This is a genomic window from Variovorax sp. 10L421 (genome assembly GCF_056395365.1).
Genome location: NZ_JBFTJJ010000001.1, coordinates 583830 through 600063, shown reverse-complemented (window position 1 = coordinate 600063; position 16234 = coordinate 583830). Strand labels below are relative to the sequence as shown.

General features: G+C 68.8%; 14 protein-coding genes. 10 read left to right on the top strand and 4 right to left on the bottom strand.

The features are described 5' to 3' along the window. Positions 1-21: 21 nt before the first annotated feature. Entirely contained in the window at positions 22-855 is an 834-nt protein-coding gene (locus AC1DFC_RS02940; protein WP_413334095.1) for a siderophore-interacting protein, read from the top strand. A 54-nt stretch (positions 856-909) separates the two neighbouring features. Here AC1DFC_RS02940 and AC1DFC_RS02935 read toward each other — a convergent pair whose 3' ends face one another. Both AC1DFC_RS02935 and AC1DFC_RS02930 read right to left on the bottom strand, forming a co-directional pair. Next, complete coding sequence (locus AC1DFC_RS02935) at positions 910-1887, bottom strand: magnesium and cobalt transport protein CorA (protein ID WP_007833758.1); 978 nt, start codon at positions 1885-1887, stop codon at positions 910-912. A gap of 22 nt (positions 1888-1909) precedes the next feature. Further along, positions 1910-2242 (bottom strand): hypothetical protein, encoded by a 333-nt coding sequence (locus AC1DFC_RS02930; protein ID WP_157632202.1) that lies wholly within the window; start codon positions 2240-2242, stop codon positions 1910-1912. A gap of 18 nt (positions 2243-2260) precedes the next feature. Between AC1DFC_RS02930 and mutS the strand changes: the two genes are divergently transcribed. Genes mutS through AC1DFC_RS02915 form a run of 3 tightly spaced genes read left to right on the top strand, consistent with a single transcriptional unit; the run spans position 2261 to position 6598 of the window. Next, entirely contained in the window at positions 2261-4909 is a 2649-nt protein-coding gene (gene mutS / locus AC1DFC_RS02925) for a DNA mismatch repair protein MutS (protein WP_413334092.1), read from the top strand. A 28-nt stretch (positions 4910-4937) separates the two neighbouring features. Then, positions 4938-5777 carry a proteasome-type protease gene (locus AC1DFC_RS02920; protein WP_042673444.1) on the top strand — a complete coding sequence of 280 codons (840 nt, stop codon included), beginning with the start codon at positions 4938-4940 and terminating at the stop codon, positions 5775-5777. Between the two features lie 20 nt (positions 5778-5797). After that, a complete protein-coding gene (locus tag AC1DFC_RS02915; protein ID WP_413334090.1) occupies positions 5798-6598 on the top strand; it encodes an alpha/beta fold hydrolase in 801 nt (266 codons plus the stop codon). A gap of 15 nt (positions 6599-6613) precedes the next feature. Here AC1DFC_RS02915 and AC1DFC_RS02910 read toward each other — a convergent pair whose 3' ends face one another. After that, a complete protein-coding gene (locus AC1DFC_RS02910) occupies positions 6614-8086 on the bottom strand; it encodes an amidase (RefSeq protein WP_478178692.1) in 1473 nt (490 codons plus the stop codon). A gap of 122 nt (positions 8087-8208) precedes the next feature. Here AC1DFC_RS02910 and AC1DFC_RS02905 point away from each other — a divergent pair, with 122 nt between their 5' ends. The 5 genes from AC1DFC_RS02905 to AC1DFC_RS02885 all read left to right on the top strand — a co-directional run bounded on the left by AC1DFC_RS02905 (position 8209) and on the right by AC1DFC_RS02885 (position 12224). Next, positions 8209-9462: an RNA polymerase sigma factor gene (locus AC1DFC_RS02905; protein WP_478178645.1), complete on the top strand. Its 1254-nt coding sequence runs from the start codon at positions 8209-8211 to the stop codon at positions 9460-9462. Positions 9463-9509: 47 nt separating this feature from the next. Next, positions 9510-9890, top strand: a complete 381-nt coding sequence (locus AC1DFC_RS02900; protein WP_478178644.1) for a YciI family protein — start codon at positions 9510-9512, stop codon at positions 9888-9890. A 94-nt stretch (positions 9891-9984) separates the two neighbouring features. Beyond that, positions 9985-10788: an SDR family NAD(P)-dependent oxidoreductase gene (locus tag AC1DFC_RS02895; protein ID WP_478178643.1), complete on the top strand. Its 804-nt coding sequence runs from the start codon at positions 9985-9987 to the stop codon at positions 10786-10788. A gap of 62 nt (positions 10789-10850) precedes the next feature. Next, the gene (locus AC1DFC_RS02890) at positions 10851-11447 is read left to right on the top strand and encodes a GNAT family N-acetyltransferase (protein WP_007833774.1); all 597 of its coding nucleotides are present in this window, start codon (positions 10851-10853) and stop codon (positions 11445-11447) included. A 72-nt stretch (positions 11448-11519) separates the two neighbouring features. Beyond that, the gene (locus AC1DFC_RS02885) at positions 11520-12224 is read left to right on the top strand and encodes a response regulator (protein ID WP_478178642.1); all 705 of its coding nucleotides are present in this window, start codon (positions 11520-11522) and stop codon (positions 12222-12224) included. A 31-nt stretch (positions 12225-12255) separates the two neighbouring features. Here the strand turns inward: AC1DFC_RS02885 and AC1DFC_RS02880 are convergent, their stop codons facing one another. Then, positions 12256-14232 (bottom strand): YadA family autotransporter adhesin, encoded by a 1977-nt coding sequence (locus tag AC1DFC_RS02880; protein WP_478178641.1) that lies wholly within the window; start codon positions 14230-14232, stop codon positions 12256-12258. A gap of 105 nt (positions 14233-14337) precedes the next feature. Here AC1DFC_RS02880 and AC1DFC_RS02875 point away from each other — a divergent pair, with 105 nt between their 5' ends. Further along, positions 14338-16224 carry a sensor histidine kinase gene (locus AC1DFC_RS02875; protein WP_007833777.1) on the top strand — a complete coding sequence of 629 codons (1887 nt, stop codon included), beginning with the start codon at positions 14338-14340 and terminating at the stop codon, positions 16222-16224. The last annotated feature ends 10 nt before the right edge of the window (positions 16225-16234 follow it).

The following is a 16234-nucleotide window of genomic DNA, read 5'->3' as shown; positions in this document are numbered from 1 at the left end:
GTTCACCACAGGATTCCTGCAATGACTGACTCCAGTAACTCATCCGCCTCCACCGCGCCCGACCGCATGCCGCGCCGGGTGCGCCACGACCTGCGCTTTCGCCGGCTCACGGTGAAAACCGCGCGGCGCGTGACGCCGCACCTGATCCGCATCACCCTCGCGGGCGACGACCTCGCGGGCTTCACCAGCCCCGGCTTCGACGACCACGCGAAGATCTTCTTTCCTGATGCCACCGGCAAGCTCACGCTGCCCACGGTCGGCCCCGAGGGCCCGATCTGGCCCGAAGGCCGCCCGACCATGCGCGACTACACGCCGCGCCGCCATGACGCCACGGCCGGCACGCTCGAAATCGACTTCGCGCTGCACGAAGCCGGCCCCGCCACGCAATGGGCCGAGCAGGCCAGGCCCGGCGACGTCGTCGGCGTGGGCGGCCCGCGCGGTTCGTTCATCGTGCCGACCGAATTCGACTGGCACCTGCTGATCGGCGACGACACCGCCCTGCCCGCCATCTCGCGCCGCCTGGCTGAGCTGCCGGCCGGTGCGCGCGCGGTGGTGCTGGCGGAAGTCGACAGCGAAGCCGACGAGATTCCGTTCGACACGAAGGCCGAGCTCACGCTCAGGTGGGTGCACCGCCGCGGCACCGAACCGGGCCTGAGTCCTGTGCTGCTCAACGCGCTGAAAGCGATGCAGCTGCCGGCCGGCGACTTCCATGCATGGGTGGGTTGCGAATCGGCGATCGCCAAGGCGCTGCGCGCGCACCTCGTGGGCGAGCGAGGCGCGAACCCGAAATGGACACGGGCCTCGGGCTACTGGCGCCGCGGCGCGATCGCCACGCACGACACGCACGACGAGTAAGGTCTTGCTCCTTCCCCTCCCCGGGGAAGGAAAAAAACCGGGGCAGCCCCGCCCTCACAGCCAGCCGGCGCGCTTGAACCGGTAGTAGAGATAGCCGCAGGTGCCGGCGATCAGCCCCAGCGCCACCGCATAGCCGTAGCGGAATTTCAGCTCCGGCATGTTCTCGAAGTTCATGCCCCAGATGCCGGCGTAGGCGGTGCACACCGCGAAGATGCTGGCCCAGGATGCAAGGCGCTTGGTGACTTCGCTCTCCTCGATGGTGACCATCGACAGGTTCACCTGGACCGCCGTGCCGATGGTGTCGCGCATGGCGTCGATCGAGCCGTTGATGCGCCCCAGGTGGTCGCCCACGTCGCGGAAGTACTCCTGGGAACTCATGCAGATCTGGGGCACCCGCCCGCCGTGCAGCTTGCTGGCCGCCTCCAGCAGCGGCGCCACCGCGCGCTTCAGGATCATGCTGCGCCGCTTCAGGTCGTACAGCTGCTTGATCTTGTCGCGCGCCACGCCGCCCTGACCGAAGATCTGCTGCTCGATGGCCTCGAGCTCCACCTCCAGCGCGTCGATCACCGGGAAGTAGCGGTCGACCACCGCGTCCATCAGCGCATACAGCACGAAGCCCGCGCCGTTGCACAGCAGCTCGGGCTCGCGTTCGCAGCGCTCGCGCACGCCCAGAAAGCCCTGCTTGCTGCGGTTGCGCACCGACAGCACGTAGTTGGTGCCGACGAACACGTCGACCTCGCCCACGTTCGTGCAGTGCTCGCCCTCGGGCGAAGGCTCCACGAGGTGCATGACGACGAAGAGCGAATCGCCGTACTCCTCCACCTTGGGGCGCTGGTGGCCATGCTGCGCGTCTTCCACCGCGAGCGGATGCAGGCCGAATTCCTGCTGCATCTCGGCCAGCTCCCCTGGCGTGGCGTCGCTCAGTGCCACCCAGACAAAGCACCCCGGCCGGCTGATGTATTCGCTGATGTCCTCGACCGGAATGTCGGCGAGCTTGGCACCGTTTTCATAGGCCACGCAGTTGATCAGCATCGGTACCCCACAAAGTTCGCAGTCATAAGCTGCCAATGGTGCCATGCGGGCGAAGGAGTACGCATTCGGGGAAGCGATCCACGGCAGCTTCAGAGAAGACGCCGAGACCCGAGAAAAGCAGGCTCATACGGCGGACCGGCATGTCGTCGAACTCGGGCAACCGGCTCGAGGCGGTCTGGACGCTGGAAATCGAGATCGCCCCCCCGGGAATCGCTCTGACGCGCGAGCAGACGATCCGGGTGTCCTGATGGCCCTGCGAAAGGGTGGCGCCGGGCAGGCCACAATAATGGGTTGATCTTTCGCCGCGTTGCCCCCAGGGCAACGCCGGACAGCCTCTTTTCTCCATGTCATCCATGGCTTATGCAGACAACCAATGACGGACAAAACACAGTTGGCGGCAACTGATCTTTCGGGCCACACGCCCATGATGGCGCAGTACCTCGGCCTCAAGGCCAACCATCCGGACACCCTGCTGTTCTACCGGATGGGCGATTTTTACGAACTCTTCTGGGCCGACGCCGAGAAGGCCGCGCGCCTGCTCGACATCACGCTCACCCAGCGCGGCCAGTCGGCCGGCCAGCCGGTGGTGATGTGCGGCGTGCCCTTCCATGCGGTCGACACCTACCTCGCGCGGCTCATCAAGCTGGGCGAATCGGTGGCCATCTGCGAGCAGGTGGGCGAGGTCGGCGCCAGCAAGGGGCCGGTGGAGCGCAAGGTGGTGCGGGTGGTCACGCCCGGCACGCTGACCGACTCCGAACTGCTCAACGACAAGAGCGAATCGCTGCTGCTCGCGGTGCATGCTGGCTCGCGCAATTTCTGCGGACTGGCCTGGCTCAGCGTGACAGGTGCCGAACTGCGGCTGGCCGAATGCCCGGCCGACGCGCTCGAAGCCTGGATCGCGCGCATCGCGCCGAGCGAGCTGCTCTACAGCGCCGAAGTGACGCCCGCCTTCGAGCAACGCCTGAAGGCCGCGCGCGCCACCACGCCGTTCACGCTGTCGCTGCGACCGGCGTGGCAGTTCGACGGTGGCCTGGGCGAACGCAAGCTCAGCGAGCAAATGGGCAGCAACAGCCTCGCCGCCTGGAACGCGGAGTCGCTCACCAACGCGCACGCCGCGGCCGCCGCGCTGCTGGGCTATGCGGAGCACACGCAGGGCCGCGCGCTCTCGCACGTGCAACGCCTCTCGGTCGAGCGCGACGGCGACCTGATCGAGCTGCCGCCCACCACGCGGCGCAACCTCGAACTGGTGCAGACGCTGCGCGGCGAAGACTCGCCCACCATGTTCTCGCTGCTCGACACCTGCATGACGGGCATGGGCAGCCGGCTCCTGAAGCGCTGGCTGCTTTCGCCGCGGCGCGACCGCTCCGAGGCGCAGGCCCGGCTCGAAGCCATTGGCGCACTGCAGGCCACGGTGCTGGGAGGCACGGCTGCACCCTGGCGCACGCTGCGCGAGCAGCTCAAGAACACGAGCGACGTGGAACGCATCGCCGCGCGCATCGCGCTGCGCCAGGTGCGACCGCGCGAACTGCTGGCGCTGCGCCTGGCGCTGTCGAAGGCGGAACAGCTCGCGCCGCTGCTGCCCGGCGCCGCCGCACTGCTGGCCCGGATCGCCGAACGCCTCGCCCCGCCACCGGGCTGCGCCGACCTGCTGGCCAGCGCCATCAAGCCCGACCCATCCGCGCTGGTGCGAGACGGCGGCGTGATCGCCACCGGCCACGACGCCGAGCTCGACGAGCTGCGCGCCATCAGCGAGAACTGCGACGACTTCCTGCTGAAACTCGAGATCAGCGAGCGCGAGCGCACCGGCATCAGCAACCTGCGGGTGCAGTTCAACCGCGTGCACGGCTTCTACATCGAGGTGACGCAAAGCGCGCTCTCCAAGGTGCCCGACAACTACCGCCGCCGCCAGACGCTGAAAAATGCCGAGCGCTTCGTCACGCCCGAGCTGAAGGCCTTCGAGGACAAGGCCCTGAGCGCGCAAGACCGCGCGCTGGCCCGCGAGAAATGGCTGTACGAGCAGCTGCTCGACGCGCTGCAGCCCTCGGTGCCCGCGCTCACGCAGCTGGCCGGCGGCATCGCCACGCTCGACGCGCTGTGCGCACTGGCCGAGCGCTCGCACACGCTGCACTGGCGCGCGCCCAGCTTCGTGGCGCACCCGTGCATCGAGATCCAGCAGGGCCGCCACCCGGTGGTGGAGGCGCGGCTGGCAGAGAAGTCGTCGGGCGGCTTCATCGCCAACGACACGCAGCTTGGGACGCAGCAGCGCATGCAGGTCATCACCGGCCCCAACATGGGCGGCAAGTCGACGTACATGCGGCAGGTGGCGATCATCGTGCTGCTGGCTTCCATCGGCTCGCACGTGCCGGCGGCCGCCTGCCGGCTCGGGCCGATCGACGCGATCCACACCCGCATCGGCGCGGCCGACGACCTTGCCAATGCGCAGTCGACCTTCATGCTCGAGATGACCGAAGCCGCGCAGATCCTGCACAGCGCCACGGCCCAGTCGCTGGTGTTGATGGACGAGATCGGCCGCGGCACCAGCACCTTCGACGGGCTGGCGCTGGCCGCGGGCATTGCGGCCCAGCTGCACGACCGCAGCAAGGCCTTCACGCTGTTCGCCACGCACTATTTCGAGCTGACCGAGTTTCCGGCCACGCACCATGGTGCGGTGAACATGCACGTGAGCGCCACCGAGGCAGGCCGCGACATCGTGTTCCTGCATGAAATGCAGCCCGGCCCGGCCAGCAAGAGCTACGGCATCCAGGTGGCGCGGCTCGCGGGCATGCCCGCGGCGGTGGTCAACCATGCGCGGCAAGCGCTGGAAGCACTCGAATCGCAGCATGCGCAAACTCGTGCACAGGTCGACCTGTTCGCACCGCCCCCGGTAGCCGAAACGCCGCTGGCCAGCGCCGTAGAATCCGCGCTGGCTGCGCTCGACCCCGACACCATGAGCCCGCGCGAGGCGCTCGACGCCTTGTATGCCCTTCAAAAACTGAATAAACGTGAACTCGGCGCCGCATGACCGGGCACCGTTCATGCAAGATGAACTCATGACTTACTGCGTAGGCATCAAACTCAACGCCGGCCTGGTGTTTCTCTCCGACTCGCGCACCAACGCGGGCGTGGACCACATCAGCACCTTCCGCAAGATGATCGTCTACGAGCAGCCGGGCGACCGCGTCATGGTGCTGCTGTCGGCGGGCAACCTGAGCATCTCGCAGTCGGTGCGCGAAATCCTCCAGATCGAGGAACTGCGCGAAACCCGCGAGGACGGCACGCAGGGCGACCCGATCACCATCTGGAACGCCAAGAGCATGTTCGATGCCGCGCGCGTGCTGGGCTCGGCGGTGCGCCACGTGTACGACCGCGACGCCGAAGCACTCAAGCATGCGGGGCTGGACTTCAACGTGTCCTTCATCTTCGGCGGGCAGGTCAAGGGCGAGGGCATGCGCCTGTTCCTGGTCTACGCGGCGGGCAACTTCATCGAAGCGACCACCGAGACGCCCTACTTCCAGGTCGGCGAATCGAAATACGGCAAGCCCGTGCTCGACCGCGTGCTCACGCCAGAGACCCCACTCGACGAGGCCGCCAAGTGCGCGCTGGTGTCGATGGACTCGACCATGAAGTCGAACCTGTCGGTCGGCCTGCCGCTCGACCTCGTGGTGTACGAGGCCAACAAGCTCGAGACCGACCGCGTGATCTGCATCGACGCCGACAACCCCTACTACCGCATGATGCACAACAGCTGGGGCCAGAAGCTGCGCGAGGTGTTCGACAGCATCGAAGATCCGGTGTGGGACGACAGCCATACCGAGCATCCTCTGAAGATGCCCGCCACGCGGCACAGCGCGCTGCGCAAGATCTCCACGCCCGACGAAAAACTCATCTGAAGCCCGGTGCGGCTGTGGTGATGCCTCCCGTCGTCTTCTCGCACGGCAACAGTTTTCCCGCGAGCACCTACCGCGTCGTTCTCGACAGCCTGCGCGACCGCGGCTTCGAGGTCGACGCCATCGAGAAGTTCGGGCACGACCCGAAGTATCCCGTCACCGACAACTGGCCGCACCTCGTGCAGCAGCTGGCCGACTTCGCGCAGCAGCACGCCGGCCGCGCCGGCAGACCGGTGTTCCTGGTCGGCCATTCGCTTGGCGGAATCCTGAGCCTGATGTGCGCGGCGCTGCACCCGGAGCTCGCTTGCGGCGTGGTGCTGCTCGATTCGCCGATCCTCAGCGGCTGGCGCGCGAACACGCTCAATGTGGTCAAGCGCACGCCCCTCATGAAGAGCGTGTCGCCCGGCGCCATCAGCCACCGGCGCAGGAACAGCTGGGCACACCGGGAGGCGGTGTTCGAGCACTTCCGCAGCAAGAAGGCTTTTGCCAAGTGGGACGAGCAGGTGCTGCACGACTACATCGACCACGGCACCTTCGAGGGGGAAAACACGCGCGAGCTGAGTTTCGACCGCAACGTGGAAACGGCCATCTACAACACCTTGCCCCATAACCTCGGTGCCCTGCTGCGCCGCCACCCGCCCAAGTGCAAGGTGGCCTTCATCGGCGGGCGCCAGTCGGTGGAGATGAGGCAGGTAGGCATGGCGATGACCGAGCAAGTCACCAAGGGACGCATCGCGATGCTCGACGGCGGCCATCTGTTTCCCATGGAAAAGCCGCTGGCCACCGCCGCTGCCATCGAGGCGGCGCTGCGCAACCTGCTCTGAGCGGCCGCCGCGCCGTCACTCTTCGGCAACGTGCGCCCCGGGCCGCCTGCCCGAATTCCATTGGCCCCCGAGCGCCCGCTCGACCTGCGCCGCCAGCTGCAGCAGCAGCCCGTCGTTCGCCTGGGCAGCCTGTGCCTGGATGCCCAGCGGCAGGCCGTTGTCTTGCGCGGCCATCGGCAGCGAGATGCCCGGCATGCCACACAGATTGGCCAGCGGCGTGTAGGCGAAGTTCTGCCAGAGGTTGGCGAACCAGTCGTATACCGATGGGTTCGTGCTGGTCGTGAGGTACTCGCTGGTGCCCACCTTCGGCGTGGGCAGCGCGGTGATGGGCGTGAGGATGATGTCCCAACGCTGGAAGAAGTCGCCGAAGGCGCGCGAAGTGGTGTTGAACACCGCCTGCATCTTCGCTCGCTCGGTGTACGAAGTGTGCAGCCCGGCTTCCCAGATCTTGATGTTGATCGGCTCCAGCAGCTCGGCCGGCGGGCGCTCCAGCCCCAGCCGGTGCAGGTGGCCGTCGATGACCTGCGCGAAGTTGCTGATGTAGCAGGTGGTCTGGGCGTCGAAGGCGGCCTTGAAGTCGACCGCCGGCAGCACCCATTCCACGTGATGGCCCAGCCCCTCGAGGAACTTGCCGACACGCTCCAGCTCGGCCACGAAATGCGGCGTGGCGCGGAAGTCGCCCCACTCATGCGACAGCGCGATGCGCAGCCGGCCCGGGTCGCGCCGGATGAGCTCGCTGTACGGCTCGGCCGGCGACCAGAAGGGCATGAACTCGCCGGGCGCGCCGCCGCGGCAGTGGTCGACGAAGGCGGCCGTGTCGCGCACGGTGCGGCTGTGGCAGCCCTGGATCGACACCAGCCCCGAAAGATCGGACAGCCCCGGCGCCAGTGAGAACACGCCGCGCGACACCTTCAGCCCGATGTTGCCGTTCACGCCCGCCGGAATGCGGATGGAGCCACCGCCGTCGGTGGCATGCGACAGCGGCAGTACGCCCGCGGCCACGATCGCCGCCGTGCCGGCCGACGAGCCGCAGGTGGTGTATTCGAGGTCCCAGGGGTTGCGCGTGACGTGGAAGGCGTTCTCCGCCGAACTGCACACGCCGAACTCCGGCGTGGTGCTGCGGCCCACGATGTTCAGCCCCGCCCTGCGCAGCTGCTGCGTGAGGAAGCTGTCGGCCGCCGGGCGATGGCCCTGCATCATCATCGAGCCGAACTCCTGCAGCCGGCCCTTCAGCGTGGGGCCCAGGTCCTTCATCAGGTAGGGCAGGCCCGCGAACACGCCCTCGGGGTTCATGCCGTCCTTCAGCGGATCGGTGACCACGTCGTCGAAGACTTCGACGACCGCGTCGAGCTGCGGATCGAGCCTCGCGATGCCGGCAGCCGCCTGCGCGGCCAGCTCCGCCGCGCTCACGTCGCCCTTGCGCACCCGTTCGGCCAGGCCGATTCCGTCGTGATCAGCCCATTCGCTCCAGCTCATTGCCAACGTCATTTCGCGGTGCTCCATTTCTTGTTCGTCGAGGAAAGTGCGTCCGATTTTGCCGAGCGTGTCGGCGCGACGCATACTCGTGCGTCCTTGGGTGAGCAGGAACGAAGGACAAGCAAGCGCGCCGCATGACCGACGACGACACCGCCTGGATCGCCACCACGTTGACCGCCTCGCGCCCGCGCGCGGTGGCCGCGCTGCTGCGCTACTTCCGCGAGCTCGACATGGCCGAGGAAGCTTTCCAGGAAGCCAGCCTGCGCGCCCTGCGGCACTGGCCCGCGAGCGGCCCGCCGCGCGATCCGCTGGCCTGGCTGATCTTCGTCGGGCGCAACGCGGCGCTCGACGAGGTGCGCCGGCGCGGCCAGCACGAGCCGCTCCCCGAGGACGACGCGCTCGTTTCCGACCTCGACGACACCGAGGCCGCCCTGGTCGAGCGGCTCGACCAGGCGCACTACCGCGACGACGTGCTGCGCCTGCTTTTCGTCTGCTGCCACCCCGAGCTGCCGCTGACGCAGCAGATCGCGCTGGCATTGCGCATCGTCTCGGGCCTGTCGGTGCGGGAGATCGCGCGCGCCTTCCTGGTCGGCGAAAGCGCGATGGAGCAGCGCATCACCCGCGCCAAGAAGCGCGTGGCCTCGGCCGGCATTCCCTTCGACACGCCGGGCCGGCGCGAACGCGACGAGCGGCTCGCGGCCGTGTGCACCACCGTCTACCTGCTCTTCAACGAAGGCTATTCGGCCAGCGGCGGCGAGGAGCACGTGCGCGCCGCGCTCTGCGAGGAGGCGATACGCCTCGCGCGGCTGCTGCTCGAACTGTTCCCCGGCGAGCCCGAGCTGATGGGCCTGGCCGCCCTGCTCCTGCTGCAACATGCGCGCGCCGATGCGCGGCTCGATGACGGCGGCATGGTCGTGCTGCTCGAAGACCAGGACCGCGCACGCTGGAACCGCGCGCTCATCGCCGAGGGGCTGGCGCTGGTCGAAGGCGCGCTGCGGCAGCGCAGGCCCGGCCCCTACCAGCTACAGGCCGCCATCGCCGCCACCCACGCGCAGGCCGCGCGTGCCGAAGAAACGGACTGGGCAGAGATCGACCGCCTCTACGCCGCGCTCGAAACCCTGCAGCCCTCGCCGGTGGTCACGCTGAACCGCGCGGTGGCGGTGCACAAGCTGCACGGGCCGCAGGTCGCGCTGGCGCTGACCGAACCGCTGGCCGGCGCGCTCGACGGCTACTTCCACTTCCACGGCCTGCAGGGCGCGCTGCTGATGCAGCTGGAGCGCGCCGACGAAGCCCGCGCCGCCTTCGCACGCGCCCTCGGCATGGCCCGCACGGCAGCGGAGGCCGCGCACATCCGCGCGATGCTCGACCGCCTGGGCTCGCTCGGCTGACTTCATCCATCCCACCCGCCACGAACCACGGAAAGAAAAGGAAGACCATGCTCTATTCCATCCTCATCTACGGCTCCGAATCCACGGTGGCCGCCTGGGAACCGGGCGTCGAAGAGGAAATGCTCGAACGCCACACCGACCTGCGCGAGGACCTCCAGACGCAGGGCAAGCTCGGCACCGTGCTGCGGCTTATGCCGAACGTGGCGACCACGGTGCGCCGCGCGGGCGACATGCACCCTCTGATCACCGACGGCCCCTTCGCCGAGACGAAGGAGCAGCTCATGGGCATCTACATCGTGGAGTGCGAGTCGGTCGAGGAGGCCACCCACGCCGCGCACCGGCTGGCCTTCGAGGGCGGGGTGTTCGAGATCAGGCCGGTCACCTGGTACGACCCGGGGGTGATCGCGGCGCGCATTCCGCAGGTCTGAGAAAAAAACTGATCGGCGATGTCGGATCGGGCCGCCGGTCCGCGTCCTTGGTTGGAACGCCCGCATGTCGCGGGCGGCAATCCGAGGAGAAGCGATGTCGCAGACGTTCAGCAACAAGTGCGTGGTGGTTCACGGTGGCAGCGGTGCCATCGGCGGCGCGGTGGCCCGCGCCTTCGCACGTGAAGGCGCCAGGGTGTTCATCACCGGGCGCAACCGGGCCAGGCTCGATGCGGCGGTGCGGGCCATCGAGGCCGAGGGTGGGCGCGCCGAGGCCGACGTGGTCGATGCGCTCGACGAGCAGGCCATGATCCGCCACGCCGCCGAGGTGGCCGAAAGCGCAGGCGGCATCGACATCGCGCTCAACGCCATCGGCGTGACGCACGTGCAGGGCACACCCCTGTCGGCGCTGGCGCTGGAAGACTTCTTCCTGCCCGTGCAGGCCTACACCCGCGGCTGCTTTCTCACGGCCAAAGCCGTGGCGCCGCACATGGCGAAGCGCGGCGGGGGCGTGGTTCTTTCGGTGTCCACGCCGGCCTCGCGCCTGCCGGGGCCGGGCTACCTGGGCCACGCGGTGGCCTGCGCGGGCGTGGAGGCGCTTTCGCGCCACATGGCGGGCGAGCTGGCGGCCTTCAACATCCGCACCGTGTGCATCCGCTCGCACGCCATTCCCGAGGCGGTGACGGCAGGCTCGCACGCCCGCGAGGTGTTCCGCCCGGCCGCCGAGAGCATGGGGCTCACGGTGGAACAGATGCTCGCGGCCAAGCCGCCCGGCCTGCTGGTGCAGCGTCTGCCCTCGCTCGACCAGATGGCGGCCGCCGCACTGTTCGCGGCCTCCGAAGGTGCGGGCGCGATGACGGGCGCTGTGCTGAACCTGAGCGGGGGTGTCACGCTGGACTAAGGTGTGGTCAGGGCGGGCTCCCTAGAATCGCCCGGGTCATTCCCGAACCTCGCCGATTCCGCATGCAGCCTGAATTTCCGTCAGCGCCCGCGCTGGCCGACGCACTGATCGTCGACCCGTTCTATCTCGCGATCTCCGTCGATTTCGAGCACGACATGCCGCAGCGCAAGGCGGTGCTCGCCAACTACTTCGCCTACTCGCTGGGCGAGGCCGCGCGCACTGGCCGCTACCTCGCCGCCGAAGACGCCCGGCTCGGGGCGGCGGCCTGGCTGCTGCCTCGCGCCGATGCGATCGATGCGGCCGAGTCGGCGGCGAAGAGCGACTACCTCGCCAGCGCGCTGGGCGCGCGGGGCCTCGGCAACTACCGCCGCATCGTCGATTTCATGGCCGCGCGCTCGCCGGACATGGCGCCGGCGCATGCCTGGTACCTGTCGATCCTCGGCATCTCGCCCGATGCACAGGGGCGCGGGCTGGGCGCAAAGCTGCTGGCGCCTACGCTGGCCGAGGCCGACGCGGCGGGCGTGCCCTGCTTCCTGGAAACCTTCACGCCGCGTAGCGTGGCCTTCTACGAGCGGCTGGGCTTCCGCGGCGAGGCGGAGCACCTGGAGCCGGTCACGAATTCGACTTACCTGATCATGTGCAGACCTACCCGACAATAGTTGGCAGCAAGTCTGGAAAAATAAGCAAATACCTTGCGCCCGGCTCGCCGGCCTGGCCGAAGAATCCGCCGCATGTCCCCCTTTCCGACCGAAGACGCCGAACCCGTTTCGCTGAGCCCCACGCTGATCGTCGAGGACGAGCCGGCCATGCAGGAGCGTCTGCGCTACGTGCTGTCCACCCTCGGCTGCGACGAGAACCGCATTTCGGTGACCGACAGCGTCGCCGGCGCCCGGCAACTGCTCGACAAACAGGGCTACGGCGTGGTGCTGGTGGACATCGGCCTGCCCGACGGCAGCGGGGTCGAGCTCATCGGCTGGCTGCAGGCGCACCACCCGGGCGTTCCGGCGGTGGTGATCTCGGCCTGGCGCACGGAGGAAATCATCTTCGCAGCCCTGCGCGCAGGCGCCATCGGCTACCTGCTCAAGGAGCGTGACGACATCGAGCTGGGCATCGCGCTGCGCAGCATCGAACAGGGCGGCGCGCCCATCGACCCGAGCATCGCCCGCCACATCCTCGCCTGGCTGGCGACGCACCAGCCGCCGCCGGCCGAAGCGGCGGTGCAGGCCTCCGGCAAAGCACCGGCCGCGCTCACGCCCCGGGAGCGCAAGATACTGGAGCTCGTCTCGCAAGGCCTGAGCAACCGCGACATGGCCGAATCACTGTCGATCTCCAGGCTGACCGTGGAATGCCACACCAAGAACATCTACCGCAAGCTGGCCGTCAGCTCGCGCACCGAAGCCGTCTTCGAGGGCCGGCGGCACGGCTTGCTGCGCTGACCTGACCCGCGCCGGCCTTCTTCCCTGCCCTTCACCATGCATAGCCCGCCTGAACGCGGGCGGCAATTCGGTTGCTGCTGCCGCTGCTGGTGGCCGTGGACACACCCAGCCCCAGGTTCAGGTTGTCGTTGACCTGGTAGCCGAAAGCGAAGCCGATGGCGGATGCGCCGGCGTAGTTGCCCGCGGCGGCCCCCATCCACTTCCTGCCTGCCGCAAGCGTCGGCATGGAGGGCATGGCGAGCGCCGCTGCAATGCCCTTTGCGGCAAAGGCATTCGCCTGGCTGGTCGCGCTGCTCACCGCCTGCTGCATCTGGTTGACGTTGACGGCGTCGGTGCCCAGCACGCCGGGCGCAACATTCGCAATGCCGCGCAACTGCCCGGTGGCCGCGTTGCCCACCGACACGGTGTTGTCGCGATCGGCCACCGAGCCCTGGCCCAGCGCGACCGCATTGCTGCCCGAAGCCAGCGTGTTGGCCCCGAGCGCCACGGCGTTGTTGCCGGTGGCCACCGCGTTGTTGCCTACGGCGGTGGTGGGATCGGCCAGCGCCCTGGCGCCTGCACCGATGGCGACCGAGCCGGCATGGCGGGCCTCGGCGCCGCTGCCGACGGCGGTGGTGCTGTCCCCGTTGGCCGTGGCATTGGTGCCCATCGCCGTGGCGCCCGCACCGGTGGCCTTGCTGCCCGTGCCGCAGGTCACGCTGCCTCCGCTGAAGCTGCACAGGCCGTTGGCGAAGGCCTGATTCATGACGCTCTGCAATGCGGCCACCTGCTGCACCGTGAAGCTGTTGGAGGTCGCCACGGCGCCTTGCTCGGCCTGCTGGACCTGCCCGACGTTGGCGGCATCCGTCATGGCCGTGCCGGCGCGAACGTTGCTGAGCGTGGTTCCCGCGCCGCCGTTGGCATTCAGGCTGACGGTCGCGCCACCCGGACCGTACTGGACCGAGTTGTTCGCCACGCCCAAGGCAGTATTCGCCGTGCCCTGGGCCGCTGCTGCCGCAGCCTGGGCTCCGTTGGCCGTGGTCTGGGCCGTGCTCGCGTTGGCGAGCGCGGTGTTCGCCGTTCCTTGGGCAGCAACAGCCGCTGTCTGGGCTCCGTTCGCCATGGCCTGTGCCGTGCCTGCATTGGCAAGCGCGGTGTTCGCCGTGCCCTCGGCCACCGTCGCAGCGGCCAGGGCAAGCCCAGCCATGGCCGTTGCGCCGCTGGCGGTTGCCAGGGCGGTGTCGGCGGTCTCTCGCACCGAGTACAGCTGGCCGCCGTTGACCGCGTCGGTGCTCGTGGCGGTCACCGATCCCGCACTGACGTTGACCAGGCCGCGCGTTTGGCCGGTGGACCCGAAGGAGACCGTATTGGCCGCCGTGGCAACGGAGTTCGCGCCAATGGCCACGCTGCCGCTCGCACCGCTTTCGACCCGACTGCCCGAGCCGATCGCCACACCGCCTGTCGCAAGCGCCGCCGCGCCCGAAGCGCCACCGTTCGCGCCGCCGATCGCCGTGCTGCCATTGCCGGACGCCACTGCGCCCTGGCTGGTGCCAGAGGCGCTCCCGATGGCTACTGCCGAGTTGCCCGTGGCCTGCGCGCCACTGCCGCCGGCGCGGCCGGGGAAGCCGCAGCAACCGTCAACGCCGGCGCCGCCAGCGCCGACGGCAATGGCGCCGGAAGACGTGGCCTGGGCGCCGCTTCCCCCTGCCCCGCCCGTGCCGCCCGCGATACCTTGCCCCGCGGTTCCGCCGCCCCCGATGGCCGTCGAACCATTCGCGGTCGCACTGGCGCCAACGCCGCCCGTTCCACCTATTCCGCCAGCAGTTCCGTTGCTGCCATCGCCACCCGCGCCGATCGCAGTGGAACCGTCTCCTGAGACCGTAGCCGCGGCGCCGCCGGCGCTCGACGACCAGCCGGGTTGGGCGGGGCCTGCGTTGCCCGCGCCACCGGCGGCATAGCCGGCGGCATGTGCGCTTCCCGCGAAAGACAAGGCAATCGCCAGCAGCTGCGCATGGATCCGGATGGACATCGACTTCTCCCTCTATGAACAACTAAGACAAAACATGGCAAAGTGTGTCTTTTCGTTTTCATCGAGGCCATCCCCGAGAACTGGTAAATGAAGGATCTGGATCGGATGAGGAGCCGGCAGCCCGCATCGCCCGCACAGGCATTGCTTGCCGCGTTGATGGGCGCCCTTCTTTTCTTCCTCCTTGTTTCCATCCCTGCGAGGACGCTCGCGCAGCAGCCCCCACCTCCCGACCTCCGCGTCGAAGCGGTGCGAGGCACGGGCTGGAACGAGACCAGCCCGCCGACCGACGGATGGACGCGCGTCACGCTGCCCGACAGCTGGGCCGAACGCTGGCCCGGCTTCGACGGCGTGGTCTGGTACCGGCTGACCTGGGACCAGCCCGCGCAGACCAACGAAACGGGCCTGCTGCTGCACTACCTCAACATGGCCGGCGAGGTTTCGCTCAACGGCACGCCGATTTCGCGCGACCAGAACCTGGTCGAACCGCTGACCCGCGCCTGGAACATGCCGCGCTACTGGCTGCTGGCGCCGCCGCTGCTGAAGCCGGGCGCCACCAACATGCTGACGGTCCGCGTCTCGGGCCTGTCTGCCTACCAGGCCGGCCTGGGCCCGGTCAGTCTCGGCAGGCCCGCCGCCGTGCAGGCGACCTACGAGCGGGAGCGGTTCGTGCGCCGCGACCTGCAGGTGCTGGGCCTCGCGGTCAGCGCGGCGGTCTCAGGGTTCTTCGCCGCGCTGTGGCTGCTGCGGCGGCGCGAGGCGGCCTACGGATGGTTCGCGCTGATGTCGGTGCTGTGGCTGCTGTTCGGCTACAACCAGATCGCCACCAGTCCCTGGCCGTTTGCCTCCAACCACGGGTGGCAGGCGCTCAACACTTCGCTGCTTCTGGTTTTCGGCGTGTCCTACATCGTCTTTGCGCTGCGCTTCTGCGCATCGCGCATGCCGCGCCTTGAAGCGGCGGCACTGTTGGTCGCGCTGGCCGGCGTGCTCGACCTGTGGCTGGCGAGCGGCCTGGACCTGCCGGTTCACCGCGCCATCTGGACGCTGGTGGGTGGCCTCACGGTCATTGCGGTGAACAGCGCATCGATCGTGCACGCCCTGCGGCACCGCGCGAGCCCGATGCGTTCGCTCGCGCCCTTCATGGCCGTGTCGGCGGCAACGGCAATGCACGACCTGCTGGTGTTCATGCAGGTGATCCACAGCAACATCTACTACACGACCATGTCGTCGTACGTGCTGCTGCTGGGCATGGCGCTGACGCAGGCCGGGCGCTTCGTGAGCAGCCTGAAGCGCATCGAGAACTTCAACACCGAGCTCATCGAAGAGGTGAACACCGCCAAGGCCGAACTGGCCGCCACGCTCGCGCAGCAGCATGCACTGGAGCTGGCGCATGCGCGCATCGGCGAGCGGGTGAACCTCGCGAGCGACCTGCACGACGGGCTGGGCGGCATGCTGGTCGGCAGCATCGCGACGCTGGAACGCAGGCCCGAAGAGCTTTCCGCGCCCGCACTGCTCGCGATGCTCAAGAGCCTGCGCGACGACCTGCGGCTGATCATCGAGGCCGCGGGCCAGCACGACGGGGCGCGTGCATTCGGCGAGCTGCTCGCGCCCTTGCGCCATCGCACCTCGCAGCTGCTCGACGCGAACGGCATCGACTGCCGCTGGCAGGTATCGAACATCGAGACGCTCGAGCTGCCGCCGTCACAGAGCCTCGACCTGCTGCGCTTCCTGCAGGAAGCGCTGACGAACGCGCTCAAGCACAGCGCAGGCCGGCACGTGGACGTGGCCGTGACCCGCACCGGCGCGGGTCTGCAGCTCAGCGTGCGCGACGACGGCCGCGGCTTCGTGGTCGATGGCGCCGACAAGGGCGCGGGTGCCGGACTGCGCAGCCTGCGCGCCCGGGCGCGGCGCCTCGGGGCCGAACTGCGGCTGCAGTCGCGCCCGGGCGAGACGCGGCTGACGCTTCAGGTGCCGCTGGCGGCAAAGGCAAGCTGAGCGCCGCGCA

Coding starts and splice junctions, on each gene's coding strand:
- AC1DFC_RS02940 (WP_413334095.1), top strand. CDS start 22: ATGACTGACTCCAGTAACTCATCCGCCTCCACCGCGCCCGACCGCATG.
- AC1DFC_RS02935 (WP_007833758.1), bottom strand. CDS start 1,887: ATGCTGATCAACTGCGTGGCCTATGAAAACGGTGCCAAGCTCGCCGAC.
- AC1DFC_RS02930 (WP_157632202.1), bottom strand. CDS start 2,242: ATGGATGACATGGAGAAAAGAGGCTGTCCGGCGTTGCCCTGGGGGCAA.
- mutS (WP_413334092.1), top strand. CDS start 2,261: ATGACGGACAAAACACAGTTGGCGGCAACTGATCTTTCGGGCCACACG.
- AC1DFC_RS02920 (WP_042673444.1), top strand. CDS start 4,938: ATGACTTACTGCGTAGGCATCAAACTCAACGCCGGCCTGGTGTTTCTC.
- AC1DFC_RS02915 (WP_413334090.1), top strand. CDS start 5,798: ATGCCTCCCGTCGTCTTCTCGCACGGCAACAGTTTTCCCGCGAGCACC.
- AC1DFC_RS02910 (WP_478178692.1), bottom strand. CDS start 8,086: ATGACGTTGGCAATGAGCTGGAGCGAATGGGCTGATCACGACGGAATC.
- AC1DFC_RS02905 (WP_478178645.1), top strand. CDS start 8,209: ATGACCGACGACGACACCGCCTGGATCGCCACCACGTTGACCGCCTCG.
- AC1DFC_RS02900 (WP_478178644.1), top strand. CDS start 9,510: ATGCTCTATTCCATCCTCATCTACGGCTCCGAATCCACGGTGGCCGCC.
- AC1DFC_RS02895 (WP_478178643.1), top strand. CDS start 9,985: ATGTCGCAGACGTTCAGCAACAAGTGCGTGGTGGTTCACGGTGGCAGC.
- AC1DFC_RS02890 (WP_007833774.1), top strand. CDS start 10,851: ATGCAGCCTGAATTTCCGTCAGCGCCCGCGCTGGCCGACGCACTGATC.
- AC1DFC_RS02885 (WP_478178642.1), top strand. CDS start 11,520: ATGTCCCCCTTTCCGACCGAAGACGCCGAACCCGTTTCGCTGAGCCCC.
- AC1DFC_RS02880 (WP_478178641.1), bottom strand. CDS start 14,232: ATGTCCATCCGGATCCATGCGCAGCTGCTGGCGATTGCCTTGTCTTTC.
- AC1DFC_RS02875 (WP_007833777.1), top strand. CDS start 14,338: ATGAGGAGCCGGCAGCCCGCATCGCCCGCACAGGCATTGCTTGCCGCG.